The sequence below is a fragment of the Coprococcus sp. AM14-16 genome (genome assembly GCF_003434675.1).
Taxonomy (GTDB): domain Bacteria; phylum Bacillota; class Clostridia; order Lachnospirales; family Lachnospiraceae; genus Coprococcus; species Coprococcus aceti.
Map to the genome: position 1 here is coordinate 592,654 of NZ_QTLL01000001.1, position 16,447 is coordinate 609,100.

Below are 16,447 nucleotides of genomic sequence, written 5' to 3' on the forward strand. Positions count from 1 at the left end.
CGAATTAAAATTTACTGCATTGCGTTAAGAGCAGCAGTGATGCTGGCTGCAGGAGCAGCATCGATGATAACATAGTTGAGGTTACCATTTAAAAGATCCTGAACTGCAAGAGAACCGTTCTTGTAGCCTGTTGAAGTCATAGCAAGCTTTGTGAATCCCCAGTCTGCGTCACCCTCGCAGTAGAACTGTCCGGTAGTACCTGTCTGGAAACCAATCTTCATGTCTGAACCCTTAGCCTGAAGGATCTTGTTGACATCATCAGCTGTCTTGCACTCATCAAACTCTGTATTGTCTGATGTAACGATAAGCTTCTGAGAAGCCTTGTAGTATGAATCTGAGAAGCTTACATACTCCTCACGGTCTGGCTTTATAGTAAGACCTGCCATAGCGATATCACACTTGTGCTGACCAACTGAGAGACATACAGCATCGAAATCCATGTTCTGGATAACGAGCTCCTTGCCAAGCTTGTCTGCGAGAGCCTTAGCTATCTCCATATCGACACCATAGTAGTTCTCACCCTTTGTATACTCAAATGGCTCGAATGCAGCATTTGTTGCAACTACAAGCTGATCCTTGTTTGCATCGAGTGTTGCCGACTCAACGGCAACTGGCTCGCCGTCACCGAAATAGTGATTGCAGATCTCCTCAAATGATCCATCCTCGTTCATTGACTTGATGAAATCGTTGACCTGTGTTAAGAGCTCAGGCTGATCCTTATCAACACCGAAAGCATACTGCTCGTCTGTAAGGTCAATCTCTATGACCTTTGCAGTCTTCTTTGATGATGAAGCACTCTCTGAAGCTGCCTCCGAAGAATCATCCTTGCTTCCACAAGCAGTAAGAGCTGTCATAGCCAGAACTGCTGACATTGAAATTGCTAATAAGTTTTTGAGTTTCATTTTTACATCTTCCTTTCATATTTTATCTGAATAAATATACCATTGTGTTTCAAAAAAAGCAATTAATATATGAAAAAACTCGTTCCAAAAGCGGGAAAAAGTGATATGCCTAATAAAAACAGGCTTTTATTCATGATTTATAAATAAACATTGTTATATGAATAGTATTTACTATATAATACATTTGTACCAATTAAAAAAATGAAACTCATATTTAAATATGAAGAATACAGGGAGGTAAGATTATATGAGATACGAGATCAAAGGCGGCATGATGCCTGTGGTAGAAATCATTCTGGAGGCAGGGGAATCTATAAACTGCGAAAAAGGTGCAATGGTATGGATGTCTCCGAATATGCAGATGCAGACATCAGGTGGCGGAGTAGGCAAGATGTTCACTAGGGCCATATCCGGTGAATCGATGTTCCGAAATACATATACGGCTCAGGGGGGACCTGGACTGATAGCATTCGGTTCAAGCTTTGTGGGAAATATCATGGCGGTTGAGATAGGACCTGGCAAGGAGATCATTTGTCAGAAGTCAGCATACCTTGCATCGACACCGGGGGTGAATCTGGAGATAGCTTTCCAAAAAAAAGTTGCAGGCGGTTTTTTTGGAGGTGAGGGATTTATTATGCAGAGGATTACAGGTCAGGGAATAGTGTTCCTTGAAATCGATGGTTCTGTTGTGGATTACATGCTTGCACCGGGACAGCAGATGGTTATTGACACAGGTTATCTTGCAATGATGGATGCAACATGTTCCTTGAACGCAGAGACAGTAAAGGGTGGTGCCATGAATATGTTATTTGGAGGAGAGGGATTCTTCAATACAGTGGTAACAGGCCCTGGCAGAATAACACTTCAGACCATGCCAAAATCGCAGCTTGCCGCTGAGATAGCATCCATGATACCATCCAAATAACCGCCAGAGTCATATAGTTAAGTCCACTACCAAAAGAACACTGCAGCATCTTTCAATGTCGGTCAACTTGAAAATAAAAAGTTAAATATATAATTTTGACGAAAATATAGTCGGATTTAGTATTTGAACTTAGATTTTTCAACCAAAATTTGCGAAATACTACAAACTTATGCGATTAAGGTCTAGACAACCGGAGAAATAAATTATATGATACAAGGGTTGAACGTTAGAATCGTCTATTTAATATAGAACGTTTTGACGTGCAACCCGGACATATAACTATAACATTGTTAGGTAGCAAGGGAGACTTTTATGAAAGCGTACAGTGAATTATCAAAAGAAGAGTTAATGGAACTTAGAGAGCAGCTGCTTGCGGCATATGAGGAGAAGAAGGCTCTTGGCCTGAACCTTGATATGTCAAGAGGAAAGCCATCACCAACCCAGCTTGGAGTATCTGTTGGTCTTATGGATGTTATCAACAGTGATTCTGATATGAAGTCAGAGTGTGGCATAGACTGCAGAAACTATGGGTGCCTTGATGGAATCCCAGAGGTCAAGAGACTTATGGCTGAGATGATGGGAACCACTGAGGATCATATCTTCATCGGTGGTAACGCAAGTCTTACTCTTATGTTTGACACTGTATCAAGAGCATATACACATGGAATAATGGGAGAGACACCTTGGTGCAAGCTTGACAAGGTGAAGTTCCTCTGCCCTGTTCCAGGATATGATAGACATTTTGCTATCACAGAGCATTTTGGAATAGAGATGATCAACATACCTATGTCAGAGACAGGTCCAGATATGGATATGGTTGAAGAACTTGTAAATTCAGATCCAACAGTAAAGGGTATATGGTGCGTGCCAAAGTACTCAAACCCACAGGGAATCTGCTACAGCGATGAGACAGTAAGAAGATTTGCAAATCTCAAGCCTGCGGCTAAGGACTTCAGGATCTTCTGGGACAATGCCTATGTCATCCATCATCTGTACGAGGACAATCAGGTAGAGATACTTGATATCATCGGGGAGTGTGAGAAGGCAGGCAATCCTGATATGGTATTTGAGTTTGCTTCAACATCAAAGGTAAGCTTCCCTGGTTCAGGAGTTTCAGCTATGGCTACATCACATGCAAATCTTGAGGATGCCAAGAAGCATTACACAATACAGACCATAGGAAACGATAAGGTAAATCAGCTCAGACATGCAAGATACTTCAAGAACCTTGACGGACTCAAGGAACATATGAAGAAGCATGCAGATTTCATGAGACCAAAGTTTGAGGCAACTCTCAAAGTCCTTGAGGAGGAGCTTGATGGACTTGGAATTGGTTCATGGATCAAGCCTCTCGGCGGATATTTCATATCATTTGACGCCATGGAGGGCTGTGCAAAGGAGATAGTTGCAAAGTGCAAGGAGGCTGGAGTTATTCTCACAGGTGCAGGAGCAACATTCCCATACCACAACGATCCAAAGGACAGCAACATCAGGATCGCACCTTCATTCCCTACACCGGAGGAGATGCAGCAGGCAACAGAGATATTTGTTCTCTGTGTAAAGCTTGTAAGTGTTCAGAAACTGCTTGAGGTGTAAAAGGCGACTTCTGTGCAACGACTCCGCGGGCTATATCAATTAAAGAAATACAATTAAAAAAAGTAATAATGGTCAAAAAAGATCTCATTCATATGGATGGGATCTTTTTTTGTGCGGCCATTCACATTATGACTGTTTGACCGATTTTGTGATTATTCAGTCAATAACGATCAAACGAACAAAGAAATATGAACAGCGCAAACGGTTGAAAACTTCTGATTATACACAAAGTTACAAAATATTCATAAATTAGCCATAATTTTGGCGATTTTTCATCATTGATATATCACAATTAGGTATCTATAATCTAGAGGTGATAAGAATAGGTTTATTGTGTCGTAATCTGACATAGAGAGCAGGGAGGTGGCTGGTTGTTTAATTATTATATATACAGATCCTACTTCAATGCCAGGCACAGCTTCAACGGTGACAGGGAGAAGATGCACGGGCATTCATTTACGATCGTCACATATATAGGAATGAAGGACCAGAGTGAGGATATACCTTTCTTCAAGCTGGAGGCGATAGTTTCGGCGTTCATAGATCAGTACAGAGGCAAGTATCTGAATGAGCTTCCTGAGTTTCAGGGGTGCGAGAATACGCTCGAGACGATTGGCGATTATTTCTATGAAGAACTCAGACAAAGACTTGAGAAGAATGGAATGGAGCTTTATCAGCTTGATATATCCGAGAATCCGCTCTGCGTGTATCAGGTGTCAGACAGACTGTTGCTGCCTACTATGAATATGGATACGAGTAACAGGAATTATCAGAAGATATTTGACGACATACTGAGACTTGAGAGTATGACAGGAGCAAACAACTTACAATAGATTTTACTACAAGAGAAGGCGTGATTATATGAAGAACAGAAGAACTAAAATGAAGAGACTTACAGGAATTATAACTGCGATATGCATGGTGATCATCTTTTCGGGTGTTTCCATATTCGGGAGTCAGGCACAGACACTCTCCGATGGAAATGGCGGCAGCATGGAAGTGACAACGGATGGCGAGTACATCTATCTGGAATACAGTGGTTCGTGGACTAATTACATTCAGCAAATATTTGATATATCTGTGAATGGACAGACAGCTCCGGGGGCATTATCCAAGTTGGTTATTAACACAGGCAACAATGGCGATGGTTCATCGTTTAACGTGTTAAATGCATGGTATCAGGCAATCGACGGCGCCACTGGTTATACGACAAATACCGGCGCATCGTCATCTGGCTGGGGATATGCGGATATGTCCTGGAGTGCAAAGGTGCCAGTTAGCACATATGGAACGGATGTACGGAATATAACAATAGGCTGGAATGACAATACGGCTGAGCTTGATATAGCAGGTGACAGTTCATCATCTGAGACGACTACAGAGGCTGGAAGTGAGGCAACCACGGAGTCTGCGGATAACAGTACAGAGGAGACTACTACCGAGGAAGTTACAGAGGATACCACGGAGGCTACAGAACAGGTAACAGAGAGCACTACAGAACAGACAACCACTGAGGTCAGCACATCAGAGAAGGCAACGGAGAATGCCACAACAGAAACTGGAACTACAGAAGAGATAACAGGGCCTGTCACATCAGGACTTGTGATCGATGGATATTATGGTGAGTGGAGTCAGTATCCGTCAGCGGATATAACATACAACAGTAGCAATGGTTACTCGACCCACAAGGGACAACTTGCAGTGGAGAATGGAAGACTATATGTACACTTCTCCATGAACGATCTGTATACATCCCAGATGCAGTTCCAGTTGTGGAATATCACAGTGGATGGAAAATCATGTGTACTTAATATACTCCCTGTAAATTCCAACGGATCCATAAACTGGGGTGGACAGACCAACGGCTTTGGAGCCGGAATATACAGGAATTTCGGAGTATTTGCAGGCTATTACAATGATGTGGATGGCGATGTGGCATTTACGGTATATGATCCTGTACATACTGAGACAGGCAAGGGTGATGAGATAGAGTTCTCCATCTCACTTGACAAGTTAGCCGATTACCTTGGCATAAAGCTGGATCAGGGTGCAACCATCACTGTGTCCAACCCGAATATAGGTGCAGAGGGAGTTACCATAACCGGAACACCTACAGGCCCTTGGGCCGGTGCTGCCATAGCCCTGCTCATGGCCGTAGGCGGAGTAATAGTATATAGAAGAAAGAGAATCTAACCGGCTGAATGTTATAGCAGGATGTGAATATAAATGAGAGGAGGTGCACACCGATGATGAATATAGTTTTTGTTATAGTATTGGCACTTTGGATATATATATTGACCGTGCTGAAACGTGGAAAACTGGATTTCTGGTATTTTATAACCGGAAGCATAGGACTTTTTGTGTTCATGCTCATCAAGGTGGAGCCTGTCGTTCTTGCACCTCTTCAGAAGAGCGTGTCCGCTGTTGCTGGCATGTTCGGAGACATGACCGGTATATATGAGGGATACTTCAACAAGAATATAGTGTTCATAGCGACCGGTGACGCCAACCTGTCCATGTATATAGACTACGAGTGTTCAGGAATAGTGGAGATGCTGGCATTCCTTTCACTTCTGTGGTTCTTCCCCATGTACCATACATACGAGAAGGTGGTGCTCAGTATAGTTGGACCGGCTCTGATATTTGCGGCAAATGTACTCAGGATATTCACCATATGTCTCATTGTCCATGTGTTCGGCGGAGGTTCGTACTTCGTTGCCCACAGCATAATAGGACGTCTGGTGTTCTATGCATGTACTGTGCTTTTGTATTTCTTTGTATTTACAAAGGCTCAGATCATCAGACAGAAGGTAGGAGGTTTCAGATATGACACTGATAACACAGATCTTTCATAGCTCCATACTTTTCTGGGCGGCATGGGTCATCATACCGATCGTCATGGAGATTATACCTACTATTGGCAATTTTTTCATACTGATAAAGAAGAAACTGGTGTCGAGGAAGGAGAAGGCGATCAACTTTTCTCCGGAGATAACACTTATCATACCTGTGTATAATCAGGAACATAGCCTTCACAGATGTATAAGCTCCATAGATGCGTCAAGTTATCCTAACAGCAAGATATATATACTTGTTGTAAATAATATGAGTACGGACCGGAGCTTTGATGTATTCTGCAAATGTCAGGAGGAATTCCCAGATCTGACAATGAACTGGGTAAATTCAAAACAGGGCAAGTCTAAGGCTCTCAACCTGGGGCTTTTCAACAGCTACGGCAAATACATCATACACATAGACAGTGACGGTGTGCTCCAGAGGGATGCCATCAGGAACATGGTGACCAAATTCGAGAGGAATCCTGACATCGACTGCATGACCGGAACGATCATGACCAACCCCGAAATGGTCGATGATACCGACAGATTTGGACTCAGACTGCTTAGAAAGCTGGAGTTCTTTGAATACTGTCAGGCGTTCCTTGCTGGCAGGAATTTCCAGTCGGAGTTCAATAATATATTTACTTTATCAGGTGCTTTCTCAGCATTCAGACGATCAACCATCATGAAAACCAATATGTACAATACGGATACTGTGTGCGAGGACACCCATGTAACGTTTCAGATAAGGGATGTGCTCGGAGATAAGGTAGCTCTGTGCAGTGAAGCTATATTTTATGTTGATCCAATAGAAGATATGAACAGACTATATATACAGAGACAGAGATGGCAGAGGGGCGAGATAGAGGTTGTCCACATGTTCATGAAGAACAGGATGAACGCTGTGCGAGGATTTTTCTCTGACTTCATTGTGAGACTGGTTATGTTTGATCACACATTTGCATTCCCGCGTATGATATGGTACTTTGCGCTGATATGCCTTGGAATATTCCAGGATTATCCGTTTGCGCTCATCATAGATTCAGTCATAATCATGTATCTTTTGTATGTGTTTACCACAACACTGCTATATATATGTATAAGTCTTTTTCTGAGTCCGTTTAAACAGCTCAGAAGATATTACATGAGAAAATGGTATCTTGTATTCCTGCTTCCTCTGTACAACTTTGTCGTGTTCTGGTTCAGATTTGCAGGAATAATCAACTCCATGAAGTCTAAGGGAAGCTGGAAAATGCAAAATTTCAGCGAGGAGAGACAGACGGCGTGGAGCATCATAAAGCATGACTTCCGCTGGCTTGGAAGATTGGTGTACAAGGTGACAGGAAGGAGAAAATGTCATGAGCAGGAAAGCTGAAAAGAATAAGGCATACAGAGGAAGAGTTGTGGCAGCTTTTGCTGTTGTTCTGTTCATGATAGCTCTGGAAACCATATACTATGGTTATCACATGAAGACCAATAGAGACAACATCATTTCAGCGTATAAGGACGACCAGCTGCAGACGGTATCTATTCTGACTGAGAGACTGGAAGGTTTGAGTGAGAAAGATATGGAGTCAGTAATCAATGAAGTAGTTGATGTATCCGGTTCGGAATGGGCGTTCCTTATAGAAGAGGATGATATCATGTTTATCAAGGATGCGGCAACCACGGCGGAACTGTCTAACATGACTGCATCAGGTCTGGACGAATATATGAGCGAACAGAGGGGAATAGTCAGTACGGCTTCTGTTGCCGGATCTGGTTACGTTGTCGGGATATATGCTGACAGGTCATATGTTCTTTCGTCATACGGAGTGAAAGATTTTGAATTCTATATCGTAATAGCTGTGATAGCAGCCTTCCTTGTCCTTGGTGGCATGGTTATAGAATATGCCGGCAGGATAGGACATATGGGCAGAAAGGTTCAAAGATTAGAAGATGAACTTACAGCGAGAAATGAGAAATTCGATGAATATGAGAGACTTACAGAAAGCTATGAGGAAGAGTTAAGGCAGAAGGATATTGAGCCTGCAGATAAAAAATCAGGTAGATATTACGATATGGAGGTTGTGGACTCTCTGCTCTCAAAATCGACAGATCCGGAGCTTTATCCGATCACTTTCTTGTTCATAAGTGTTCAGATGGGAGATCGTTATTTTTCAAGAGATGAGATATTCGGGATAATGGATTTCATAAAGGGCTGCATGGGATCTAACCATGTGACCGCAGAAATGTCAAAGGGCAATTTTGTTGTGCTTATGTATATGACAGATATGTCAACGGCTGAACAGATACGTGATAAGATGCTTGAAAGCTGGAAAAGAACCTCAGCAAATGAAGCGGGGGTCGAGATTAGAACAGAACTCAGAGCTGTCACAGACGGCGATGATCCGAGAAAAGTATTCTACGGGGAGGAGATGAACAGATGAGATTCAGACAATACAAATTCAAATTCTACCTCAATGCCAGACATGGAATATATAAAAATGGAGTACTTGGGGAGGTACATCCTCACACCTGGGAGATCGTCATAAATGTTGTCAAGGGAAGAGATGAGACTGTAAAGTTCCATCATCTGGAGCACAGAGTTGAAGAATTTCTGAGCAGATATCAGGACAAGACTTTGAATGAGATTGCACCATTTGACATGATAAATCCCACACTTGAGAATATGTGTGAGTATTTCAAAGATGAGCTGACCGAAATACTCAACAGAAACGGCTGGATATTCCTGATGATGGAGATGAGTGAGTCACCGTCCATGTCATATGTGGTTAGTCTCATTGATGACAGTTACACCGAAGAGATGCAGACCATCAATTCTCTGGCGGACAGGATATTGAAAGAAATAAAGCAGAGCCGTGATGTTGAGAAAAAAGATTGACAATTTACCAATAATAGTTGTTATATAATAGCTATGTATATAACATGGGGGGCAGAATGCCATGTCAGTGAGCAGCAGGAACAGAACTGAATATGAGATAAAAAGAGCCAGGAGGAGATTTGCTATCATCTTCCTGGCTGCTGTCGTTGCAACAGCAGGTATGATATCTTTTATCATAACAAAACAGGCAGTTGATAATATGGAAAGCAAGATAGTGAATCTGATATCATCTAACAACCAACAGCTTGGATACAACGTCGATAATTATCTTGTCGGTATAGAAGATACGGTGGCTCTTTTTTTCTCCGATGATCAGCTGTGTGAGTATGATGCCACAGATGGTAGTCTGGATGAATTCACCAGAATACAGCAGGAAGCGGCTATTCAGAATAGGATAAGTGATCTTGGTGTGTTTGACAATTTTACAGATTTTGGTGTCGTATATTCCAATGACAAGAGCGTGGGATGGATTTCCAACACAACACTTCAGGCTTTTCCGGATGGAGGAATATATACATATTTTACCGAACATATAAATGACGAGAGAACAATGTCCGGGTGGTTTTTTGATTATTTTAACAGCCCAGACAGACTTTTTTATGTCAAGAAACTTAATAAAAATGCTGTTATCGTAACTTCTTTCTATAGCAGGGAACTAAGTTCGGTGGTGAATTTAAGCCATGAACTAAAGGATATGAGGGTATGTCTTATAAATGATTCCGAGGAAGTTATGTATTCAAATAATGCAAAATGCGTTGGTGATAAAATTGAAGTGAATCTTTCAAAGAAAAATGACAACTCCGAATATCAGACAAATTCGGATGGATATGTTATATCCGTAGCACAATGTTCAAATGGCTGGAGAGTAGTGTCGTACATAGGTGAATCTGAGATATTCAAAGAAGTTGGGAGATTGATATTGTATTCACTTGCAGCAACTCTCGTATTGGCTTTATTGGTTGTTGTGACAGGAAGTATTGTATTGAAAAGAATATATACGCCTGTTTCCGGAGTTATTGAGGAATTAAAGCAAAAGGCTGAATATGACCAGCTTACAGGAATTATGAATAAGGCTTCGTTTGGCGAAGTTGTTGGATCCTGTCTTGAGGAAAAGTCTGAAACAGTCACTCATGTTTTTATCATGATAGATATGGATAATTTTAAAAAGGTAAATGATACTTTGGGTCATGGAGAAGGAGATGTGGTTTTGTCTAAAACTGCTGAACTTTTCTCCAAAATGCTTGGAGCAGACTCCGTGATCGGACGGGTAGGCGGCGATGAGTTTGCTGTATACAGGAAGTTTAACGGATGGACTTTGGAAAATGTAAAAAAGAAGATGGAATTTGAGCTGAGACTGTTGGCTGAAGATTTTGCCAGAACGGTTGCGGAACAGTATACAGAATGTAATCTTTCGTTATCAGCAGGTGTTTACATCGTGGACGGAGAGAATGCAACTGATTATGAAAGCATGATGAAGAAAGCTGATATGGCTTTGTATGAATCAAAGAGAAACGGGAAAAACCAGTATAGCTGGTTCGTTGAAAATCAGGACTGATCAGAGGTGAAGTAGATGAAACATATAGTTAAAAATCACAAAAGAGGATTGTCGGTTTTGATGATACTTTTTATGCTTTTTGCATTTTGTGGTTGTGGAGAACAAAAATCTGATATGGCTGTCGGGGATACGGTAACTATAGAATATTCCTGGTGGGGCGATGATAGTAGAAACCAGTACACGCTGGATGCTGTTGATATATTTGAAAAAGAAAATCCGGAAATAAACGTTGCATGCAAATATGGTGTGTGGAATGGATATGAGAACAGGCAGCACATATACATGAAGTCTCAGGAGACTCCGGATGTTATGCTCATAAATTATGGCTGGCTTGATGCATATTCTTCTGACGGATCTGGCTTTTATGATCTTAATACGCTTTCGGATTATATTGATTTTGAAAATTATACTGAAGAAGAGCTTGCCTTTGGAACAAAAAATGGAAGATTAAATGCTATTCCTATCGCATTCAATACGGAGACTTTTTATTATAATGAGACTCTTTGGAATTCATATGGACTTAGTATTCCCAGAACATGGGATGACTTGTTTGATGCAGCCAGAATCATGAGCAAAGATGGGGTATATCCTCTGGGCATGACTAAAAAATCATTATTTTTTATGTTGCTTTCACATTATATACAGACAACCGGAAACGATCCGGTCAAGTCTGATGGTACGTTGAATCTGAGCAAGGAACAGATAGGTGTCATGTTGGATTTTTATAAGGAACTACTTGATAAAAAAGTCTTAATGTCTGTAGATTCATTTAACAGGAATGCTTTTGCCAGCGGTGAGGTTGGCGGCACTCTTGCGTGGGTAAGTGATGCAGGAGGATATTGTGATCCTTTGAAGGAAAATGGGTATGATGTAAAAGTAGGCGGATACATATGTGAGCCTGGCGCAAAATCGTTAGGCTGGTTTGTAAAACCTGCAACAATGTATGCGATAAGTAATAATACTGAACACCCAGAGGAGGCCGCAAAGCTGTTAAATTATCTGTTGAACAGTGAGGGGATGACTTTAAGGCAGGGAACAGAAAAGGGTGTTCCAATCAGTAGTTCGGCACTTGCTGTTCTTGATGAGCATGATATGCTGACTGGATTTGAGGTCCAGGCAGATGCCATGAGAAAAGAAAACAGCGACAAATTGTCGGTTATGGCACCAATATTGGAATCTGACGCTGTGTATGGATCATTTAAATCAGATTCTGATTATTATCTTTATGATAAATTGAGCCGTGATGAGACTATAGATAGGATTTATAGTGATATGTATAAGAAATAAATTAAAATATAGTAGTTGACAAAATAGACAAGATGATTTAGCATAACAGTGTTATGAAACGTAACACTGTTATGCTATCTTTATATTTTAATTAAATGGGTGAGGATTATGGCAAAGAAAATGCAACATGACAGCGAGACGAGGAAAGAGCTTCTAAAGTGTGCCAAGAAAGAATTCGTGGACAAAGGCTTTATGGGTGCTTCACTCAGAAACATATGTCAAAAGGCAGGAGTAACAACCGGAGCACTGTATTTCTTTTTCAAGGATAAGGATGATCTGTTCTGTAATGTTGTGGGACATATGCTGGACAGCCTCAATGCTGCGTTGACTGAACATTTTTCATTTGAAGTTGATGAGATGAACAACGGCATGGCATCAGACCATAATGAGGGCAGTGATTTTGAGTCAGCCAGAAATATTGTGCATGAGCTTTATAAGCATAGAGAAGAAGTGCTTCTCGTTCTTACGAAGTCACAGGGCTCCAGCATGGAGAGCATGCCGGATGACATGGTAAACCGGATGGATGCACATAACGCATTTATATGTGAAGCGATGTGCAAGGCTTATGGAACACCGATGGTTGACAGGAATGTGGTACATTGGATGTCTCATTCGCAGATTGATATGTTTATATTTATGGTGACACATATAGACAACGAGGAGGATGCCCAGAAGTTTGTTGATATGGGTATGAAATATCTGATTTCAGGCTGGTATGGCCTCGTTAAGCCGTGGCAGGATCCGGAATAAAACAGATGGCATTAGCAAAATAGGAAACATTAAATTAACTGAAAATAGAGATACATGATTATTTATTTATACAGGACAGTAGATTATAGGTCTTCCTAAGTATATGGAAGACCTAAAAAAAGACATTAGCCATAACGGTGTTATGTATGCAGATGAACACTTGAATAATTACTGAAATATATATAGCGATTAAAAAATATTGAAAAGCAACAGAATTATCAAAGAAATATTAAAAAAATATTATTAAGCAGAGCATAAAGGAGGACGAATTATGTATTTGGAAGTGTCAGGAGTAAAGAAGAGCTATGGAGAGGGTGGAAGCTATGTGCAGGTGCTTAAAGGTATAAACACAGGTGTTGAAAAAGGACAGATGTGTGTTATACAGGGAACGTCAGGTTCAGGTAAGTCAACCCTACTCAACTGTATAGGTGGTCTTGACACCATGGATTCAGGTTCGATAAAGGTTGACGGAACAGAGATATTTGGTATGACCAGCGACCAGCTTGCGGACTACAGACGTGATAATTTGGGATTTATATTCCAGTTCTATAACCTTGTTCCAAACCTCACCGTGAGGGAGAACATACAGGTGTGTGAGTATCTGACAGATGATCCGCTCCCTATGGATGACTTGATAGAGACTCTAGGACTTACTGAGCATCAGAACAAGTTTCCCTCACAGCTCTCAGGTGGACAGCAGCAGAGATGTGCTATAGCGAGAGCTCTGGTTAAAAATCCAAAACTCCTCCTCTGTGATGAACCGACAGGAGCTCTTGACTCCAAGACATCCAGAGATATTCTTGTTCTTCTCGAGGAGATAAATGCGAAGTATGGAACGACTATGCTGATAGTAACACATAACAATTCCATCAAGAATATGGTGCACAAGGTTATCTTCATAAAGGATGGCCTTATAAGCAAGGAGTATGAGAACGAAGTGAGAGTTCCAGCGTCAGAATTGGAGGATTTGTAATATGCAGAAGGTTTTGAGAAAAAGAGTTCTGAGGGATCTGAAGGAGAATGTGTTCAGATACATAGCACTTGCATTTCTTATAATTATGGGAATGTATGTAATAATTTCTCTCATCGGTGCGGGCTTCACGATTATCGATGGAGGTGCTGAACATGACAATGCAAATAAGATAGAGGCTGGGCAGTTTTCCGTATTCGTTCCACTGAGCGATGAAGAGATATCCCGGCTTGAGGATGCGGGTGCTGATGTTGAGCAGATGTTTTACGAGGATTACGATGTCATGGATGGCAAGACTATCAGGGTATTTGCCAACAGGGAGAACATAGATCTTGTGGAATGTGATGAGGGAAGTCTTGCGGAGGCTGATGATGAGATAGTTGTTGAGAAGAGATTCAGTCAGGTAAATGATATTTCTGTCGGAGATACAATACAGATAGCAGGAAATGAATTTAAGGTGACAGGAATAGGAACATCACCTGATTACAATGCTCTTTTCAAAGAAATGTCAGATACAGTTGTAGACAGCAAGGCGTTTGGAACAGTATTCGTTACAGAGGGGGCATATGATAAACTTCATGCAACAGGCAAGAGTGTCAAGACAGAGACATATCTTTATGCGTTCAGACTCAAGGGTAAGACCACCTGTGATGACGTGAAGGATGCCCTTGAGGACATCAAGGTAGACACAGACAGTATCGATGATGAGTATTTTCAGGAGTATTGGGACAGAACGGGCGCAGCTATAAATGACTTCAAGGATGGCGTAAAGGAGCTTAAGTCAGGTGCAAATGAGCTTGCAGATGGACTTGGAGAACTCACTGACAACAACATAAGGCTGAATAATGCGGCACAGGAGCTGTTTGATGCATATATTGATCAGGCATCGTCATCACTTAAAGCTTACGGATTAGATACTGAGCTTACAGAGGATAATTACAGTGATGAGATGAAGAAAATAGCCGACAGTCAGGGCGGAGTCGTGGCGATGAGCATTGAAAGTGCCTTGAATGACATTGACAGCATCAAGGTGTTCAAGGACGGTATAAAGGAATACACAGATGGAGCTATGGATGCAAAGGATGGCTCTGATGAGCTTGCAGATGGAATGGCAGAACTCAAGAAAGAGACTGATTCATTTCTGAAGGATTATGATACGGATCTTGCCAACATCACATCATTTGTGACAAGTGATGATAACCCAAGAACAGGCGGAGCTGCCGATGACCAGCAGATCAATGTACAGGCGGGATATTTCTTCGGAGTTCTTCTCATGCTCCTGTTCACATATGTCATATCAGTATTTGTTGTTCATGGAATAGAGAGGGAGAGCAGCGTCATAGGTGCGCTCTTTGCCCTGGGTGTCAAGAGAAGAGATCTCATGATGCACTACCTGACACTCCCAGTCGTAGTCACAACAGTTGCTGGTATAATCGGTTTCCTTATAGGAATAAGCAATGTGGGAATTCCTGTTCAGATGGCAGATGCATATGCGTATTATTCAATTCCGGCTATGGATGTGAAGATCCCGCCGATTCTTATAGTGTACGGTATCGTGATGCCGCCACTGGCAGCGATAGTTGTGAACTACTTCGTTATCAGAAAGAAACTCTCACAGACAGCCCTTTCACTAATTAGGAATGAGGTCAAGCAGCCAAAAGGCAGTAATGTCAATCTCGGAGATATGGGATTTGTCGGCAGATTCAGAGTCAGACAGTTGCTTAGGGAGATGAGAACAGGTTTAACGGTTGTGATCGGAATGTTCATAGCCCTTATATGCCTGATGTTAAGCCTTAACACTGCAACTTTCTGTTCAAAGGTCAAGAAGCAGAATGTAGAGGATACTCATTATGAATATATGTATACATACAAATATCCTACAGAGAATCCTCCAGAGGGCGGTGAGGCAGCGTATGCTAAGACTCTGAAGAAAGAGATATACGGATACAACTGGGATGTGACAGTTCTTGGACTTTCAAAGAATACTAAGTATTTTGATGTTGTCCTCAAGGATGGAAAGAACAGAGTAGCCATATCATCATCATTTGCTGAGAAATATGGTTATGGTGTAGGTGATGAAATCGTGCTCCACGACGAGGAGAATGATATAGATTATGGTTTTACAGTGGACAGTGTGACACAGTATACTCCGGCATTTTATGTTTTCATGACTATAGATGATGCAAGGGAGCTGTTCGGAGCTGGAAGTGATGAGTACAATGTAGTATTTTCAGACAAGGACCTGGGGGGTGAGCCTGCAAGACTTTATGCAACCACAACAAAGACCGATATAGAGTCGGCTGCCGGAATATTTGCAGATCAGATGAGAAGTATGGTTGTTATGATAGTTGTTTTCTCGACACTTATATTCGTAGTGGTCATGTATCTGATGATGAAGGTCATGATAGACAGATCAGCATTCTCGATTTCCTTGATAAAGGTGTTTGGTTTCAGGACGAAGGAGATCAGGAAGCTTTATCTGGATGGCAACTTTTTCATAATCGCAATAGGTGCAGCAATATGCCTGCCACTTGCCAAGGTAATCATGGATGCTGTGTACCCTTCACTGGTGTCAAATGTAAACTGCGGCGTCAAGCTGACATTTGCCCCATGGCTCTGGGCTGTGCTTTACGGCGGAATACTTGTCCTGTATTTCATAATCAACAGAGTTCTGGTTGGCAGGCTGAACAAGATCGTGCCGGCTGAGGTGCTGAAGAACAGAGAGTAAGATAAAATCAAAT

General features: G+C 41.6%; 14 protein-coding genes. 13 read left to right on the top strand and 1 reads right to left on the bottom strand.

All coding sequences use genetic code 11. The annotated features are described in order from the left end of the window. Nucleotides 1-11 precede the first annotated feature (11 nt). The gene (locus DW159_RS02705; protein WP_117548865.1) at nt 12-902 is read right to left on the bottom strand and encodes a transporter substrate-binding domain-containing protein; all 891 of its coding nucleotides are present in this window, start codon (nt 900-902) and stop codon (nt 12-14) included. 247 nt (nt 903-1,149) lie between these two features. Between DW159_RS02705 and DW159_RS02710 the strand changes: the two genes are divergently transcribed. The 13 genes from DW159_RS02710 to DW159_RS02770 all read left to right on the top strand — a co-directional run bounded on the left by DW159_RS02710 (nt 1,150) and on the right by DW159_RS02770 (nt 16,434). Beyond that, nucleotides 1,150-1,827 (top strand): TIGR00266 family protein, encoded by a 678-nt coding sequence (locus DW159_RS02710; protein WP_117548866.1) that lies wholly within the window; start codon nt 1,150-1,152, stop codon nt 1,825-1,827. A 312-nt stretch (nt 1,828-2,139) separates the two neighbouring features. After that, the gene (locus DW159_RS02715; protein WP_117548867.1) at nt 2,140-3,423 is read left to right on the top strand and encodes an aminotransferase class I/II-fold pyridoxal phosphate-dependent enzyme; all 1,284 of its coding nucleotides are present in this window, start codon (nt 2,140-2,142) and stop codon (nt 3,421-3,423) included. A gap of 371 nt (nt 3,424-3,794) precedes the next feature. After that, on the top strand, nt 3,795-4,256 hold the full coding sequence (locus DW159_RS02720; RefSeq protein ID WP_117548868.1) for a 6-carboxytetrahydropterin synthase: 462 nt from the start codon (nt 3,795-3,797) through the stop codon (nt 4,254-4,256). A 28-nt stretch (nt 4,257-4,284) separates the two neighbouring features. Continuing rightward, nucleotides 4,285-5,616 (top strand): Firmicu-CTERM sorting domain-containing protein, encoded by a 1,332-nt coding sequence (locus DW159_RS02725; protein ID WP_117548869.1) that lies wholly within the window; start codon nt 4,285-4,287, stop codon nt 5,614-5,616. 53 nt (nt 5,617-5,669) lie between these two features. Then, complete coding sequence (gene xrtG, locus DW159_RS02730) at nt 5,670-6,278, top strand: exosortase family protein XrtG (RefSeq protein ID WP_117548870.1); 609 nt, start codon at nt 5,670-5,672, stop codon at nt 6,276-6,278. After that, entirely contained in the window at nt 6,250-7,635 is a 1,386-nt protein-coding gene (locus DW159_RS02735; protein WP_117548871.1) for a TIGR03111 family XrtG-associated glycosyltransferase, read from the top strand. Before xrtG ends, DW159_RS02735 begins: the two co-directional genes overlap by 29 nt. Beyond that, a complete protein-coding gene (locus DW159_RS02740) occupies nt 7,619-8,689 on the top strand; it encodes a hypothetical protein (protein WP_117548872.1) in 1,071 nt (356 codons plus the stop codon). The genes DW159_RS02735 and DW159_RS02740 overlap by 17 nt, the downstream gene beginning before the upstream one ends. Further along, nucleotides 8,686-9,144 carry a 6-carboxytetrahydropterin synthase gene (locus DW159_RS02745; RefSeq protein ID WP_117548873.1) on the top strand — a complete coding sequence of 153 codons (459 nt, stop codon included), beginning with the start codon at nt 8,686-8,688 and terminating at the stop codon, nt 9,142-9,144. Before DW159_RS02740 ends, DW159_RS02745 begins: the two co-directional genes overlap by 4 nt. A 61-nt stretch (nt 9,145-9,205) precedes the next feature. Continuing rightward, nucleotides 9,206-10,699 (top strand): GGDEF domain-containing protein, encoded by a 1,494-nt coding sequence (locus DW159_RS02750; protein WP_117548874.1) that lies wholly within the window; start codon nt 9,206-9,208, stop codon nt 10,697-10,699. Nucleotides 10,700-10,714: 15 nt separating this feature from the next. Then, nucleotides 10,715-11,986, top strand: coding sequence for an ABC transporter substrate-binding protein (locus tag DW159_RS02755; protein WP_117548875.1), 1,272 nt, complete (start codon nt 10,715-10,717; stop codon nt 11,984-11,986). 108 nt (nt 11,987-12,094) lie between these two features. Continuing rightward, nucleotides 12,095-12,736 (top strand): TetR/AcrR family transcriptional regulator, encoded by a 642-nt coding sequence (locus DW159_RS02760; protein ID WP_117548876.1) that lies wholly within the window; start codon nt 12,095-12,097, stop codon nt 12,734-12,736. A 271-nt stretch (nt 12,737-13,007) separates the two neighbouring features. After that, complete coding sequence (locus DW159_RS02765) at nt 13,008-13,709, top strand: ABC transporter ATP-binding protein (RefSeq protein ID WP_117548877.1); 702 nt, start codon at nt 13,008-13,010, stop codon at nt 13,707-13,709. 1 nt (nt 13,710) lies between these two features. After that, nucleotides 13,711-16,434: an ABC transporter permease gene (locus tag DW159_RS02770; RefSeq protein ID WP_117548878.1), complete on the top strand. Its 2,724-nt coding sequence runs from the start codon at nt 13,711-13,713 to the stop codon at nt 16,432-16,434. Nucleotides 16,435-16,447 lie beyond the last annotated feature (13 nt).

What these genes read in the sequence shown, in the direction of transcription:
- DW159_RS02765 (WP_117548877.1), top strand. Translation starts at nt 13,008, where the DNA reads ATGTATTTGGAAGTGTCAGGAGTAAAGAAGAGCTATGGAGAGGGTGGA.
- DW159_RS02715 (WP_117548867.1), top strand. Translation starts at nt 2,140, where the DNA reads ATGAAAGCGTACAGTGAATTATCAAAAGAAGAGTTAATGGAACTTAGA.
- xrtG (WP_117548870.1), top strand. Translation starts at nt 5,670, where the DNA reads ATGATGAATATAGTTTTTGTTATAGTATTGGCACTTTGGATATATATA.
- DW159_RS02750 (WP_117548874.1), top strand. Translation starts at nt 9,206, where the DNA reads ATGTCAGTGAGCAGCAGGAACAGAACTGAATATGAGATAAAAAGAGCC.
- DW159_RS02740 (WP_117548872.1), top strand. Translation starts at nt 7,619, where the DNA reads ATGAGCAGGAAAGCTGAAAAGAATAAGGCATACAGAGGAAGAGTTGTG.
- DW159_RS02770 (WP_117548878.1), top strand. Translation starts at nt 13,711, where the DNA reads ATGCAGAAGGTTTTGAGAAAAAGAGTTCTGAGGGATCTGAAGGAGAAT.
- DW159_RS02760 (WP_117548876.1), top strand. Translation starts at nt 12,095, where the DNA reads ATGGCAAAGAAAATGCAACATGACAGCGAGACGAGGAAAGAGCTTCTA.
- DW159_RS02725 (WP_117548869.1), top strand. Translation starts at nt 4,285, where the DNA reads ATGAAGAACAGAAGAACTAAAATGAAGAGACTTACAGGAATTATAACT.
- DW159_RS02705 (WP_117548865.1), bottom strand. Translation starts at nt 902, where the DNA reads ATGAAACTCAAAAACTTATTAGCAATTTCAATGTCAGCAGTTCTGGCT.
- DW159_RS02710 (WP_117548866.1), top strand. Translation starts at nt 1,150, where the DNA reads ATGAGATACGAGATCAAAGGCGGCATGATGCCTGTGGTAGAAATCATT.
- DW159_RS02755 (WP_117548875.1), top strand. Translation starts at nt 10,715, where the DNA reads ATGAAACATATAGTTAAAAATCACAAAAGAGGATTGTCGGTTTTGATG.
- DW159_RS02735 (WP_117548871.1), top strand. Translation starts at nt 6,250, where the DNA reads ATGACACTGATAACACAGATCTTTCATAGCTCCATACTTTTCTGGGCG.
- DW159_RS02745 (WP_117548873.1), top strand. Translation starts at nt 8,686, where the DNA reads ATGAGATTCAGACAATACAAATTCAAATTCTACCTCAATGCCAGACAT.